This is a genomic window from Hymenobacter setariae (genome assembly GCF_007713685.1).
Lineage (GTDB): Bacteria > Bacteroidota > Bacteroidia > Cytophagales > Hymenobacteraceae > Hymenobacter > Hymenobacter setariae.
This window is the reverse complement of record NZ_VMRJ01000002.1, coordinates 472,030-485,631: the sequence shown is the minus strand read 5'-3', so window position 1 is coordinate 485,631 and position 13,602 is coordinate 472,030. Positions and strand designations below refer to the sequence as shown.

Genomic DNA, 13,602 nt, shown 5'->3' with positions numbered 1-13,602 from the left:
AAAAGATGTTTGTCATGCGGCGCTCAGCGAAGCATGATAAACTTAATTCTTATGGCAATTTTTAAATCGGTGAAATACCCGCTGCTTCTCGCCAGCCTCGCCCTACCCGCTGCGCTAGCCGCCCAAACGCCGGGCGCGACCAAGATTAAAACTAAAATCAAGCGCGCCACAACCGCCAAGCCTGCTAACAGCGGCATTGCGCCCCACGGCCCGGTGAAGGTGGCGCCCCTGCCAGCAGCCGACTACGCCACGCTTTACGCCGAGCGCTACATCACGCAGGAGAAGCTGCGCCGTGACCTAGGAGTGCTGGCTTCTGACGAATACGAAGGCCGCGAAACTGGTACGAAGGGCCAGAAAATGGCTGCTGAATACATCAGCCAGCAGTTTAAGGCCGACAGCCTTACGGCGCCCGTGACAGCTAATACGGCTAACCCTTACCTCCAACCCTTCAACCTAGAGCGCAGCGCTTGGCAAAAAGGCGGGACGCTCACGGTGGGCGGCAAGGCCTACGAGTGGCTCAAAGATTTTTACGCCTTTGGGCGCTCGCCCTTTCAGCAGGCTACGGCGGTGCAGCCAGTATTTGTGGGCTACGGCATCGAGCAGGGCACGTACTCCGACTACTCCGGGCGCGACGTGCAAGGCAAGGACCTAGTGGTGCTGCTAGGCGAGCCCCGCACGGCCGAGGGCAAGTCGGTGCTGAGTGCCGACGGCAGCGCCACTAAGTGGAGCGTAGATTTTCGGGCTAAGGCCGCGCTGGCGGCGCAGAAAGGCGCCCGCAGCGTGTTTTTCATCAGCACCGAGCCGGCGCTGGCGTTTGAGAAGCTAGAGGAGCGGCTGGCCCCACGGGTGATGCAGCCCATCATTGCGGCGGCCGAGCAGGGCGGTGGCCGGGCGCCCTCGTTCTTTGTGTCGCCCGCCGTGGGCCTCAAGCTCCTAGGTGCTTCCGACGCAGCGCTGCGCAGCTATGCCGCTGCCACGGCAGCAGCCAAAGCGCCAGTGGCTAGCAAGTTTAAGCCGGTCAAATTCACCATCAGCGCGCCGCAGGAGCGCTCGGCGGTGGGCACCGAAAACGTGCTTGGCTTCTTGCCCGGCACCGATAAGAAAGACGAGATTTTGGTAGTGTCCGCACACTACGACCACCTAGGTATCATTGGCGGCAAGGTCTACAACGGCGCCGACGACGATGGCTCGGGCACAACGGGCATGCTGGCTATTGCTGAGGCGTTTACGAAGGCCGCCCATGCGGGACACGGGCCGCGCCGCAGCATCTTGTTCTTGGCCAACACGGGCGAGGAGAAGGGCTTGCTCGGCTCGGAGTATTACGCCAACCACCCGGTTTTTCCGCTGGCTAACACCATCACGGACCTCAACATTGACATGATAGGCCGCACCGACGTGGCCCACGAGGGCAAGCCCGACTATGTGTACGTCATTGGCTCAGATAAACTTTCGTCGCAGCTGCACAGTGTGCTGGAAGCCGCCAACCAGAAGTACACTAAAATCGACCTCGACTACCGCTTCAACGACCCCAACGACCCCAACCGCTTCTACTACCGCTCGGACCACTACAACTTTGCGGTGCACAAGGTACCAGTGGCGTTTTTCTTCAACGGCGTACACGCCGACTACCACGAAGCCAGCGACGAAATCGATAAGATTGAGTTTGGCAAAATGGAGGCCCGCGCCCGCCTGGTGTTCTACACCGCCTGGGAGCTGGCCAACCGCGATGAGCGCCCGGTTGTGGATTCGAACAAGCCGTGAGTAATTTTCCGCAGGGTTTCGCTGGCTTCTACTCAGCTTTTTGCGAAACCCTGCGCCCTACCCTTGCAATTCCTGCGGGAAACCTATGCTAACAAAAGCTACTGCCTTCCAAACCGACGCCGAGCGTAAAGCCTTCGACCTTGAGCACCGCCGCAAAATCCGCTTCAACATCGGCAAGTACGATGCGGCGGTAAGCGCCGGCATGCAGCTCTACCAGCAGCACGAGCTGGCTCGCTCCCGCGCTGCCTACCTCAAGGCCGGCGTGCTGGAAAAGCTCGACGAGTACCTCTTGCAGTTTGAGGCGGCTTTCACGGCCCGCGGCGGGCGCGTAGTATGGGCGCAGAATGCGCAGGAAGCGCTAGACGAAATCGGCCGCCTCACCGAGGCGCGCCAAGCCCGCACGGTAGTGAAAGCCAAGAGCATGACCACCGAGGAAATCCACGTCAATAAGTACTTGCAGAGTCGGGGCGTGGAGTCGGTGGAGACCGACCTAGGCGAGTACATTGTGCAGCTTAATGGCGAGCGGCCTTACCACATTGTGACGCCGGCCATGCACCTGAGCAAAGCCGATATCGCTAACATCTTTGTGAAGCACCTAGGCATCGAGCACACCGACGATGCCCAGCAACTCGTGCTCACGGCGCGCCACCTGCTGCGCGACAAGTATACCTCGGCCGAGGTGGGCATCACGGGCGGCAACTTCTTGATTGCGAAGGAAGGCGGCGTGGCTGTTACCGAAAATGAGGGTAACGCTCGCTTGTCGGCCACCTTCCCCAAGCTGCATATCGCGGTAGTGGGTATCGAGAAGCTGATTCCGCAGCTCACCGACCTTGACCTATTTTGGCCGCTGCTGAGCACCAGCGGCACCGGTCAGCAGGTCACGGTGTACAACACAGTGTATTTCGGCCCTAGGCAACCCGGCGAGCCCGATGGCCCCGAGGAGATGGTTGTCATCTTGCTTGACAACGGCCGCACCAACCTGCTGGCCCGCCCCGACCGCCGCGAGGCGTTGCGCTGCATTCGGTGCGGCGCTTGCCTCAACGTGTGCCCGGTGTATAAGAACATTGGCGGCCACACTTACGAAACCACCTATTCGGGCCCCATTGGCTCAGTTATCAGCCCGCATCTGAGTGGGCTGAAAGAGCACCAGCACCTAAGCTTTGCCAGCAGCCTGTGCGGGGCGTGCACCAGTGTGTGCCCAGTGCGCATCAACCTGCACAACCTGCTGCTGCTCAACCGCCAGGAGAGCGTGAGCGAAGGCCACAACGCCCCGGTAGAAAAACTTGCTATCGGCCTTTGGCGCTGGAGCATGCGCCACCGCTGGGCGCTCGACATCTTGCCCGGTCGCCTCAAGGATTTTAGCCTAGGGTACTTGCTCGACCAAGCAGGCTGGCGCAAGCGCCGCGAAAGCCTGAAAGTGGCCGACAAGTCGTTCCGAGAGTTGTGGAAGGCTAGGCATAGCAGCTAGAAAGTGGCCGGCCCCGTACAACGGGCCATGTCTTCAACTCTTGAACACGCCTTGCGGATACTGGCCGGAATAGCCGGCGGCTGGCTGGTTATCACCACGGTATCGGGCGCCATTCGCTCGTTTGTGCTACCGCGCAACGAGACGGTGCGGCTCAATGCCTTTGTATTTGGGGGCGTGCGGGCCTTGTTCGACTTTGCTGCGCGTCGCACCCGCACCTACGCGCACCGCGACCGCATTTTGGCGCACTATGCGCCGGTGGGGCTGGTGGCGCTGCCCATCGGATGGCTAGCACTGGTGGGCATCGGCTACACTGGCATTTATCTAGCCCTGGGGGTCGATGACTTCACCAAGAGCTATGAGCTGAGTGGCAGTTCGTTGCTGACCCTAGGTACCACGTCGGAGGCAGGCTTCGCGGTCAACGTCTTTAGCTACTCCGAGGCTACCATCGGGCTACTGCTGCTCACGCTGCTCATCTCCTATTTGCCCACTATCTACCAGGCTTTTTCGCGGCGCGAAATCGTAGTGGCCCAGATAGAGCTGCGGGCAGGCGTGCCGGCCACGGCCAGCGGGCTGCTGCGCTGGCTGGGCCACGATGGCAACTTTAGCAACGATGACGAGCAGTGGTTGGCCTGGGAGGAATGGCTGGTCGAAATAGACGAAAGCCACACCTCACTGCCGGTGCTGGCGTTTTTTCGCTCGCCTCAAGCGGGGCGCTCCTGGGTCACGGCGGCCGGGCTGGTGCTCGATTCGGCCAATCTTCTGTTTTCGGCGCTAGACGTGCCCCGCTCGCGTCAAGTTGAGCTAACGTTTACGGCCGGGGTGCTGGCGCTCAACCGTATTCATCGGTTTTTCAACCACAAAGCCGAAACTGAGCCCGCCGAATTGCGCACCAAGGAAGAGATTAAGGAGGCTTCGCCTGACCGCCAAAAGTTTGCCAAAGCTTGGCAGGAAATGCAGGAAGCGGGCCTACCTATGCGGCCCGATGAGGAGGAAGCCTGGCAGCAATACCAAGAGCGACGCCAGCTCTATGACCACGCCATTCGCTTTATGAGCCAACTGCTATTTGCGCCGGCCATGGGCTCGCTGCACTAGCGTGGGCTATTCGTCGGGCAGGATATTGACATCCTGCACCAGTACCATCTTCTCAATCTCGCGGCCGCGGCGGGTGTTGGCAAGGCCACCTAAGGCCGTTTCCTTGTAGCGGGTTTCCATACTCTGGCCCACCTCGCCAAGGGCCGCCACACACTGGTCGACAGGGATAACTGGGTCGACACCCGCAATGGCAATCTGGGCCGATGAAAAGGCAATGGCCGCCGCCGAGGCATTGCGCACCACGCATGGTACCTCCACGAGGCCCGCCACTGGGTCGCACACCAGCCCGAGCATGCACTGAATGGTAATGGCCACGGCGGCAAATACTTGCTCTACGGTGCCACCTAGGCAGTACACAATGGCCCCGGCGCCCATAGCCGCCGCCGAGCCGGTTTCAGCCTGGCAGCCGCCTACTGCACCAGCCAGCGAGGCATTCTGCTCAATGATGAGCGCAATACCCGCCGCCACCAGCAGGCCTTCCAAAATTTTCTGGTCGGGCAGGTGGTGGATATTCTGGATGGTGGTGAGCACGCCCGGCAAAATGCCCGACGCCCCAGCCGTGGGCGCTGCTACCACGCGGCCCATACAAGAATTCACTTCTTTGGCTCCTAGGGCACTTACTACCAGATTTTTGAACTCGGGTGACAACACCGTGACCGGCGAAGCCGCAATTTTCTTAGCCCCATTATTTATCATGCCCGAGCGCGAGGTCATGTCGCCGGTGAGGCCGGTGTGCACGGCGTCGCGCATCACGTCGTAGGCGCGTTGCAGGCCGGGCCAAATGTCGGCTTCGCTAGCCCCCTTCTGCTCGATTTCGTAGGCCAGCACGGGCCGAAAGAGCGGCTCGCCCGTGGTGGCGCAGTGCGCTTGCCAGGAGGCGAAATCGGTGAAGAGAAGCGACATGGGGGTGGGGAATTAGGGAGCGACAGAGAATACAAACAAAGATAAAACGTCCGCCGGGCTGCACTGGTCGCAGCCCGACGGACGTTTCTTAAACTAGCTGTTCGCTAGGCGGGTGCCTTTTCCGTTACCAGCTTGATGCTGGCCGAGTTGATGCACAGTCGCAGGCCGCTCGGCGGCGGGCCATCGGGGAATACGTGGCCCTGGTGGGCGTCGCACACGTTGCAAAGCACCTCCACGCGCACCATGCCGTAGCTGGTGTCTTTCTTGTAGCGAATGGCGTTTTCTTCTACCGGCTGCGTAAAGCTGGGCCAGCCGGTGCCGCTTTCGAACTTGGTGCGCGAGTCATAAAGCGGGGTGCCGCAGCACACGCAAGCATAGAGGCCAGCCTCATGAGCTTCGCAGTATTCGCCGGTGAAGGCGCGCTCGGTGCCGTGCTCGCGCGTGACGTGGTACTGCTGGGGAGTGAGCTCTTTTTTCCACTCCTCATTGGTTTTTTCTACGCGGCGGGGTGGCTCGGGGGCGCCGTGGTTGGCCAGGCGGATAACGTCGTTCCAGGTTTGCATATCAGGGGTGGTTTTAGAAGCGAAGAAGCAGGTGTCTTACTAGTAGTAAAACGCAGTACGCTGCGCAGAGTTCAAGCTGAGCCGTTAGGCCCAGTCGCGCAGCAGGGCTAGGCCATCGGGCCAGTCGCCGTGGCCGCTAGCCACATTGATGTGGCCAGCGTCACCAATTACGACCAATTCGCTGCCCCAGGCCTCGGCAAACTGCCGGGCGCGGGCTGCGCTCACCCAAGGGTCGGTGGTGCTCGTCACCACTTTGCTTGGAAAAGGCAGCTGCAGCAACGGCAGAGGCGCAAAGCCGGTAGGGGCAAGGGCAGCGAAGGCGTCAGTTTCTACATCGACCGGAGCCACCAGCAGCGCGCCCTTGATGCGGTGGCCATAGGTGTTGGCCCAGTGCGCTACTGTCGCGCAGCCTAGGCTGTGCGCAATGAGCACCACTTGGCTGAGGTCTTCGCCGGCCAGGGCTTGCTCTAGCGTTGCGACCCACTCGGCGCGGTCGGGGGCATCCCAGCTGCGCTGCGCAATGCGCGTAAACTCAGGGTGTATCCGCTCAAAATAGGTTTGCCAGTGGTCGGGGCCCGAGTTGCCGAGGCCCGGCACGATAAAAAATCGGGTGGTTCTTTGCATAGCCGAAGGTAGCTTTTGGCTAGCCGCCGCGTACACTCTTTCCCATGAAACTCCTCTCCGCCGCCCAAATCCGCGAGCTCGACCAAGCCACCATTCGCGAGCAGCGCACCACCTCTACCGAGCTAATGGAGCGCGCCGCCACTGCCGTGGCCGAGTGGCTGCTCAGCCACTACGACCCGCACACGGCCACCGATGTACTGCTGCTGTGCGGCCCTGGCAACAATGGCGGCGATGGCCTGGCGCTGGCCCGCCTGCTTTACTACGCTGGCTACGCGGTGCGCTTGGCCCTGCTGCCCGCCGAGAAATACTCCGACGACTACCAGCACAACCACCACGTGCTGCCCAAAATTATTCCGGTGCAGGAGTTGGCCACCGATGCGCTGCCTGACATTCAGCCCACTACGCTGGTCATCGACGCCCTATTTGGTACCGGCCTCACGCGCCCGCTCGCCGGGCTGCCCGCCGATGTGGTGCGCCACCTCAACGCTAGCCACGCCCGCGTGGTGGCCATCGACCTGCCCAGCGGCTTGCTGGCCGATGCCCCCCAGCCCGACCCCGAGGCGCCCGTGGTGCGCGCCGCGCACACCGTCAGCTTTGGCTTACCTAAGCTGGCTTTCCTGCTGCCGCAAAATGCCGAGTACGTAGGCGAGTGGCACCTGCAAGACATTCGCCTGAGCCAGCAGTTTATTGACCACGCCGACACGCCTTGGCATTTTACGCGGTATACCAAGCCGCAGCCCGATGGCTGGGCTGCCCCGCACACCGTGCCGCAGCCCGAGCTCCAGCTACCTAGGCGCAACAAGTTTGCTTATAAAAACACCTTCGGCCACGCCCTGCTCCTGGCGGGCAGCCGTGGCAAGGTGGGCGCCGCCGTGCTCAGTAGTGGGGCGTGCCTGCGCGGCGGCGTGGGGCTGCTCACAGTGGCCGTGCCCGGCTGCGGCTACGACATCATCCAGACCACGCGGCCAGAAGCCATGTGCCTGGCCGACACGCAGGCCGATTTTATCAGTGAGCTACCCGACCTGAAACCGTACCAGGCCATCGGTATCGGCCCTGGCCTGGGTCAGGAAGAAGCCAGCCGCGCTGTGCTCGAAAAGCTGCTACGCGAAGCCCAGGTGCCACTCGTCATCGACGCCGATGCGCTCAACCTCCTAGGTGCTCACCGCGAGCTGCTTGACCTGCTGCCCGAAAACACGGTGCTCACGCCCCACCTAGGCGAGTTTGCGCGCCTCACCGAGAAAACCAAAGATGATTATCATCGCCTCGACCTGCTGCGTGACTTTGCCCAGCGGCACCGCTGTATTGTAGTGCTGAAGGGCGCCTACACCGCCACGGCGGCGCCCGATGGGCAGGTGTACTTCAATGGTACCGGCAACCCCGGCATGGGCACCGGCGGTAGCGGCGACGTGCTCACGGGCCTGCTGCTGGCCTTGCGCGCCGACCAGCGCCTCGACCCGCTGCTGGCCACGCGCCTAGCTGTGCTGGCCCACGGCCGCGCCGGCGACCTCGCCGCTGCCCACACCGGCGAGGCGGGCCTGTTAGCCGGCGACTTGGTGCAGCATATTGGGCCCGCGTTGCGAGAATTAGAAGCTGGCTCGCTAGGGTAGTATGGCCTGCATCAATAGCTTATTCGGCAATACTAGAATATAGGAAATAAAAAGCGAGCGAGTGCAACCACTTGGCAGCCAAGGGGGCTCTTTCTAGTAGCCCGTTACTAGGCGGGCCAGCATTGCTCTTTCCCTTTATCCGATTGCCGCATGAACAGACTTCTACTTCGCTCGTCGAGCTGGGCCCTGCTGCTGGGGCTGCTTACCTTACTAGCCTGCACCCGCCAAGAAGCGGACCCGCAGCCCGCTACTAATTCGTACCTGGTGTATGCCAGCTACAGGCCGCTCCTGATGGCGCGGGCCACGCTCGAAAGTTCGGTGGCCGCCGTGGCGCCCCAGGCCATGCACAACACCGGCAAGATTTACGTGCGCGGCGACTATGTCTTTGTGAATGAGAAATCGGAAGGCATTCACATCATCGACAATCGCGACCCGGCCAACCCACGGCCAGTAAGCTTTTTACGCATCCCGGGCAATGTAGACCTCGCCGTGCGTGGCAACCTGCTATACGCCGACAACGGCCCCGACCTAGTAGTGCTTGACATCAGCAACCCAGCCCAGCCGAAGCCTACCGGCCGTGTGCGCAACGCCTTCCGCGAACTGCCCATGCCCGAGTATGGCCCCCTAGAAGAAGCCTACCAGCTTGGCAAGCGCCCGGCCGATGCCGTAGTGCTAGGCTGGCGCAAGCTAGCACCCAATGAGGCTATTCCCTACCGAGTTACGTACCAAACCGGTATCGTTTACTTTGGGGGCACTACCCTGGCCAACGCGGCCCCGAGCGCCGGCGCTAATGCTAGCACGGGCAAAGGCGGCTCGCTGGCCCGGTTTGCCATCTTGGGCCAAACTCTTTACAGTGTAGATGAGAACAGCCTGCGCGTGTTTGACCTGCAAAACCCGGCCCTACCGGTAGCGGGCAAGGTAGTATCGCTCGGGTTTGGCATTGAAACGATTTTTCCGCAAGACCATTATCTGTTCCTAGGTACGCAGTCGGGCATGTATATCTACGACGTGGCCACGCCCGCCACGCCGCAGCGCGTGGCCTTCTACCAGCATACGGTTAGCTGCGACCCCGTGGTGGTTGATGGCCAGTATGCCTACGTGACCCTGCGCACGGGCCGCACCTGCGGCGGCGGCGTCGCCAACGTGCTCGAAGTCATTGATTTGACGACACTCAGCCGCCCCACCCTGGCCCACTCCTACCCCATGACCAGCCCCGGTGGCCTAGGTATCGAAAACAAACGGCTTTACGTGTGCGACGACGGCCTCAAGGTATTTGATACCAGCAATACCCCGGCCCTGACTCCGCTCCAGCATTTCAAAACCACCATCACCGACGTCATTCCGAATGGCGACTACCTGCTGGCCATCGGGCCGGGCGGCCTCTACCAGTACCGTGTGGGAGGCCCGAGCTTGCAGCAAGTAAGCCTGCTACCCATTACCCCCAACCTGTAGAATGGGAAGACGCCGCATAGGTAGCCGACAAGCTGGCGCTCGCTGGGTAGGTAGCTTGGCCCTAGGGCTGCTCGGTGGGCAGGTGCAGGGCCAAACACCCAGTGGCTGGGCCTTCAAGGTCACACCCCAACACTTGGTGCTGAGTGGGTTTTGGATAGAAGCCGAACACGCTTGCCCTCGCCACCCCACCCAGACGCTCACGCTGGGCGCCCAAGTATACTGGGGCCCCACCGGCCGCCCCGATGTGGCCGACGACCCCAATCGCCGCCGCTACAACGAGCTAGTGCGCGGTGCGGGCCTTCAGGCACAGCACCGCTTCTATTTATCGGCACCTAGGGCCGGCCAGGCGTTTGCCACAGGCCTGTATGTCGGCTACAGCCCACAGGTTCAATATTTTCGACTGCACTTTGGGCGCAACGACCAGTGGCACGAGGAAATAGGTCCCGGCGACTTGCCCTACCTCGTGTATGGCCCCCTGCGCTACCGCGAAACCGTGCTGCGCTACGGCGTGGCGGCGCAAGCAGGCTACCAGCTGGCGCTGGCCAGTTGGGCCTTGCTCGACGTGTACGCCGGGGTAGGCGTGCGCAAAAGCCATTCGTGGTCAACTTTTGGCGAAAGCCAGTTCCAAAGCGGGCCTTCTGACTACGCTCACCAGGGCGTATACTTTCCGGCGGGCTTCAAGCTGGGCGTCGTGTTGCAGTAATCCTACCGCAATAACTAACTAATGAACAGCCCTTAGCCTGTGGGGCGCTATGCCCTCACAGCAAGAACACGGCTGCTGCCTGCACCAGTAGCGCGCCATCGGCCACAAGGGCGAAGAAGTAGTCGCTACGCGTGTCGCGCGAGACAGCAATAATCCAAGCAGCCAGCGCGGCCGGCAGCAGCACTACTAGTGGTGGCGAGCCCCGCCACAGGCCAATAGCCACTGAGATGCTGAGCAGCACCAGCGCCATGGTCTTGGCGCCACCTAGGCCCAGCACTACGGGCATGGTGCGCAGGTTAGTAAGTCGGTCGCGTCTAAAGTCGCGGATATCAAACACAATGGCCAGCGCTGACACTAGGCAAAACCGTTGCGCCAGCAGGGGCGCCAGCGGGGCCAGCGGCCGGTGCAGTGCCAGCGCAGGCAACCCCACTGTCACGGCCGCCCACACGCCTCCAATCAAAAATACTTTGAGCAGGGGCACCTCGCGCACGGCCCGCCAGCGCCCCTGCCAGGGCAGCAGCGGCAGCGAGTAGCCTAGGGCCAGGGCGGCCAGCGGCAGCAGCAGCGGTAGGTAGTGCAGCCAGCCGCCCACTAGCAGCAGCCAGGCCCCACCTAGGGCCGCCAAACCCGCCAGCGTGGCCAGGCCCCAGCGGTGGCGGTGCTGCCAGGCCTTGCGGCCCGAGGTACCCACCGGCTGCCGGTGCTTGAAGGGCAGGGCCGCGTCGAGGTTATAGGTAAGCAGCGTGACAGCAAATACCAAAGCCACCGCCTGCCACCCAGCCGCCACAAAGCCCCCGGGCAGCTCGTGCAGCACCCCCGCCGTTTGGGCAGCAGCGGCAGCCGCCAGCCACACGCTGCTGTAGAGCAGCGCATCGAGCAGGCGCAACGGAAGGGCGCGACGGGGCGACATAGTAGCAAAGAAACTAGCCTAACGAAAGAACGTCAGGCCGCCCGGACGAAACCGGGCGGCCTGACGTTCAGGCAACACACTGCAACACTTACGCTTGCTGGTGCTCGGCGCCGAAAGTTTCTTCGTAGAGCTTCACGCTCTCGTTGATGATGCGGTAGGCATCTTCGCGACCTAGGAACTGCTTTACTTCTACGTGCTTCTTTTCGAGAGCTTTGTAGTCTTCGAAGAAGCGCTGCATTTCGAGCATCATGTAGGGCGGCAGGTCGGCGAGCTCGTTGTAGTGATTCACGCTCACGTCGTGGGCGGCTACGGCGATGATTTTATCGTCTTCCTCGTCTTGGTCAAGCATCTGCATTACGCCGATTACTTTGGCCTCGACTACGCACATGTGCGGAATGTCAACCGAGCACAGCACCAAGATATCGAGCGGGTCTTTGTCGTCGCAGTACGTGCGCGGAATAAAGCCGTAGGCGGCGGGGTAATGCACAGCCGAGAACAGCACGCGGTCGAGTTTGAGCAGGCCGCTGTCTTTGTCGAGTTCGTACTTGCCTTTGCTACCCTTCGGGATTTCAATAATGCCAGTTACAGTTTCGGGAAGGTTATCGCCGCGCGATACGTCGTGCCAAGGGTTAAAATGGGCCACGTTAAATGGAGTGAAGAGGTGAGGGGAAGGGGAAATCGGGCTGGCAATTACGTGACAAAGATGCGACAGATGCGGCCCTGAAAAAGAAAAAGCTGACGCTACTGCTATCTACTTCAGCAGCAATCGACTTTTTCTTCCCCAATTAAATTCGGTTACTTTATTTCATTACTTCGGTAAGTGGCGTGCCCGTGCAGCCGCTAGGTTCCTGAATGTGCAGGTAGCGAGCCACGGTGGGCGCAATGTCCACGATTTTGACTGGCGCTGCCGATTCGCCGTGGCGCACGTGCCAGCCCCAAAACAAGAGCGGCACGTGGGTATCGTAGGCCCAGGAGGCGCCGTGGGTTGTGCCTTTCACCACGGGGTAGCCATAGGCTTCGAGCCAGCCGGGGGCCAGCACGGCCAGCACATCGCCCGAGCGCGAGGCGTGGAAGCCATTTTGCTGATAATGCCCTAGGCCTTCGTTCCAGCTACCGTGCAGCAGGTCGTGGGCCGTGATGGCCTCCGTAATGTGCGGCTGGGCGCGGAGAATGTCAGCCACTTCCTCCTGTATTTGGCTCAAGTTCAGCTTTTTCTGAGCGATGAGCGGGCGATTGAGATAAACCTGCTGGTTTTCGTAACTCAGCACCCACTGGCCGGGGCCGTGCTGGCGGGCCAGCACGCGCTGCACCGTATCGCGCACAATGGCCGGGCCTACGCCGCCGCCGGGCAGCTTGTGGGCTTCGAGGAAGCCGGGCGCTTGGTTGGCGGCGTGGTCGGCGGTGAGGAACACCAGGGCATTGCCCTTCCCTACTTGCTTGTCGATGCCGGCCAGCAGGCGGGCTAGGTCGCGGTCGAGGCGCAGGTACGTGTCCTCGGTTTCGATGGCAGTGGTGCCAAACTGGTGGCCCACGTAGTCGGTGCTGCTGAAGCTAACGGCCAAGAAGTCAGTTTGGCTACCTAGGCCCATTTGCTCGGCGCGCAGGGTTTCGAGGGCAAAGTCGGCCGTGAGCGAGTTGCCAAACGGCGTAGAGCGGATAAGGTCAAGATTTTGAGAAGTGGCCTTAGCGGGCTTTTCGCCGGCGGCGCGCATGGTGGCAGCTACAGTTGTTGGCGTTGCGCCGCTCAGCACCGGCAGGTCATGCGGAAACACGGGCTTGGCCTCGCCCTTGTAAGCCGATTCCCAGGCTACATCGTCGGGCGAGCTCTCGGTGTAGTCGGCAATGGGCAGCAGCGTGGTCCAGGGCTTGCTGAGGTACTCGGCGGCATGGCCAGCGGCGTTAAACTTCTGCACCCAAGCCGGCAGCTCCTTGGTGTAGAAGGTGCTGCTCATGAAGGCGCCACTAACGCCGTCGTACCAGTAGGCAGCGTTGGCGGCGTGGCCGGCGGGCAAAATGCTGCCCCGGTCCTTCATACTCAGCCCGATTACCTTGCTTTGGAAGTTGGTGGCCAGGCGCAGCTCGTCGGTGATGGTGGTGGTGAGCATGTGGGCCGGCGACATCTGGCCGGCTGCCGCCGAGCCGCCTACGGCCTGCACAGTTTTGTCGTCGGTGACGTAGGTGCCTTTGCCGACTTCGCGCTCATACCAGTTATTGCCCACAATGCCGTGGTTGGCGGGCGTGGTGCCCGTGTACACGCTGGCGTGGCCCGGCCCGGTGTAGGTGGGCACGTAGTTGTAGTGGCAGCTTTCGTAGCTAAAGCCCTCACCTAGGAGGCGCCGAAAGCCGTCGCTGCCGAACTTACTCCAGTAGCGGTAGAGGTAGTCGTAGCGCATTTGGTCGACCACGATGCCCACTACCAACTTGGGGCGCTCGAGGGCCGCGCCCTTCTTCTGGGCCAGCGCCGGCAGCGCGAGCAACGACAACAACAGTATTTTTTTCATGCAGTAAACCGTGTGAAC

Annotated in this window: 12 protein-coding genes; 6 read left to right on the top strand and 6 right to left on the bottom strand. The window is 61.5% G+C overall.

The window, feature by feature from the left end:
* Positions 1–51: 51 nt before the first annotated feature.
* The 3 genes from FNT36_RS08475 to FNT36_RS08465 all read left to right on the top strand — a co-directional run bounded on the left by FNT36_RS08475 (position 52) and on the right by FNT36_RS08465 (position 4,321).
* The gene (locus FNT36_RS08475; protein ID WP_144846382.1) at positions 52–1,761 is read left to right on the top strand and encodes a M28 family peptidase; all 1,710 of its coding nucleotides are present in this window, start codon (positions 52–54) and stop codon (positions 1,759–1,761) included.
* Positions 1,762–1,846: 85 nt separating this feature from the next.
* A complete protein-coding gene (locus FNT36_RS08470; protein WP_144846380.1) occupies positions 1,847–3,229 on the top strand; it encodes a LutB/LldF family L-lactate oxidation iron-sulfur protein in 1,383 nt (460 codons plus the stop codon).
* Positions 3,230–3,256: 27 nt separating this feature from the next.
* Entirely contained in the window at positions 3,257–4,321 is a 1,065-nt protein-coding gene (locus tag FNT36_RS08465; protein WP_144846378.1) for a hypothetical protein, read from the top strand.
* A gap of 6 nt (positions 4,322–4,327) precedes the next feature.
* On the opposite strand, the gene sdaAA is transcribed toward FNT36_RS08465, so the two are convergent.
* From sdaAA to FNT36_RS08450, 3 genes are all read right to left on the bottom strand, one after another.
* Positions 4,328–5,224 carry an L-serine ammonia-lyase, iron-sulfur-dependent, subunit alpha gene (gene sdaAA, locus FNT36_RS08460; RefSeq protein WP_144846376.1) on the bottom strand — a complete coding sequence of 299 codons (897 nt, stop codon included), beginning with the start codon at positions 5,222–5,224 and terminating at the stop codon, positions 4,328–4,330.
* Positions 5,225–5,328: 104 nt separating this feature from the next.
* Positions 5,329–5,787 carry a peptide-methionine (R)-S-oxide reductase MsrB gene (gene msrB / locus FNT36_RS08455; protein WP_144846374.1) on the bottom strand — a complete coding sequence of 153 codons (459 nt, stop codon included), beginning with the start codon at positions 5,785–5,787 and terminating at the stop codon, positions 5,329–5,331.
* Positions 5,788–5,871: 84 nt separating this feature from the next.
* Positions 5,872–6,411: an RBBP9/YdeN family alpha/beta hydrolase gene (locus tag FNT36_RS08450; protein WP_144846372.1), complete on the bottom strand. Its 540-nt coding sequence runs from the start codon at positions 6,409–6,411 to the stop codon at positions 5,872–5,874.
* A 44-nt stretch (positions 6,412–6,455) separates the two neighbouring features.
* Between FNT36_RS08450 and FNT36_RS08445 the strand changes: the two genes are divergently transcribed.
* From FNT36_RS08445 to FNT36_RS08435, 3 genes are all read left to right on the top strand, one after another.
* The gene (locus tag FNT36_RS08445) at positions 6,456–8,018 is read left to right on the top strand and encodes an NAD(P)H-hydrate dehydratase (RefSeq protein WP_144846370.1); all 1,563 of its coding nucleotides are present in this window, start codon (positions 6,456–6,458) and stop codon (positions 8,016–8,018) included.
* A gap of 150 nt (positions 8,019–8,168) precedes the next feature.
* Positions 8,169–9,470, top strand: a complete 1,302-nt coding sequence (locus FNT36_RS08440) for an LVIVD repeat-containing protein (RefSeq protein ID WP_233635788.1) — start codon at positions 8,169–8,171, stop codon at positions 9,468–9,470.
* Between the two features lies 1 nt (position 9,471).
* Positions 9,472–10,173, top strand: a complete 702-nt coding sequence (locus FNT36_RS08435) for a hypothetical protein (RefSeq protein WP_144846368.1) — start codon at positions 9,472–9,474, stop codon at positions 10,171–10,173.
* 55 nt (positions 10,174–10,228) lie between these two features.
* Here the strand turns inward: FNT36_RS08435 and FNT36_RS08430 are convergent, their stop codons facing one another.
* The 3 genes from FNT36_RS08430 to pafA form a co-directional block, all read right to left on the bottom strand.
* On the bottom strand, positions 10,229–11,083 hold the full coding sequence (locus FNT36_RS08430) for a UbiA prenyltransferase family protein (protein WP_144846366.1): 855 nt from the start codon (positions 11,081–11,083) through the stop codon (positions 10,229–10,231).
* A gap of 88 nt (positions 11,084–11,171) precedes the next feature.
* Entirely contained in the window at positions 11,172–11,726 is a 555-nt protein-coding gene (locus FNT36_RS08425) for an inorganic diphosphatase (RefSeq protein ID WP_144846364.1), read from the bottom strand.
* A gap of 157 nt (positions 11,727–11,883) precedes the next feature.
* Positions 11,884–13,584, bottom strand: coding sequence for an alkaline phosphatase PafA (gene pafA, locus FNT36_RS08420; protein WP_144846362.1), 1,701 nt, complete (start codon positions 13,582–13,584; stop codon positions 11,884–11,886).
* Positions 13,585–13,602: the final 18 nt, after the last annotated feature.

Bases quoted from the DNA above. Each gene is read 5' to 3' on its own strand.
- sdaAA (WP_144846376.1), bottom strand. From the start codon at position 5,224: ATGTCGCTTCTCTTCACCGATTTCGCCTCCTGGCAAGCGCACTGCGCC.
- FNT36_RS08435 (WP_144846368.1), top strand. From the start codon at position 9,472: ATGGGAAGACGCCGCATAGGTAGCCGACAAGCTGGCGCTCGCTGGGTA.
- pafA (WP_144846362.1), bottom strand. From the start codon at position 13,584: ATGAAAAAAATACTGTTGTTGTCGTTGCTCGCGCTGCCGGCGCTGGCC.
- FNT36_RS08430 (WP_144846366.1), bottom strand. From the start codon at position 11,083: ATGTCGCCCCGTCGCGCCCTTCCGTTGCGCCTGCTCGATGCGCTGCTC.
- FNT36_RS08445 (WP_144846370.1), top strand. From the start codon at position 6,456: ATGAAACTCCTCTCCGCCGCCCAAATCCGCGAGCTCGACCAAGCCACC.
- FNT36_RS08470 (WP_144846380.1), top strand. From the start codon at position 1,847: ATGCTAACAAAAGCTACTGCCTTCCAAACCGACGCCGAGCGTAAAGCC.
- FNT36_RS08475 (WP_144846382.1), top strand. From the start codon at position 52: ATGGCAATTTTTAAATCGGTGAAATACCCGCTGCTTCTCGCCAGCCTC.
- FNT36_RS08450 (WP_144846372.1), bottom strand. From the start codon at position 6,411: ATGCAAAGAACCACCCGATTTTTTATCGTGCCGGGCCTCGGCAACTCG.
- msrB (WP_144846374.1), bottom strand. From the start codon at position 5,787: ATGCAAACCTGGAACGACGTTATCCGCCTGGCCAACCACGGCGCCCCC.
- FNT36_RS08440 (WP_233635788.1), top strand. From the start codon at position 8,169: ATGAACAGACTTCTACTTCGCTCGTCGAGCTGGGCCCTGCTGCTGGGG.
- FNT36_RS08465 (WP_144846378.1), top strand. From the start codon at position 3,257: ATGTCTTCAACTCTTGAACACGCCTTGCGGATACTGGCCGGAATAGCC.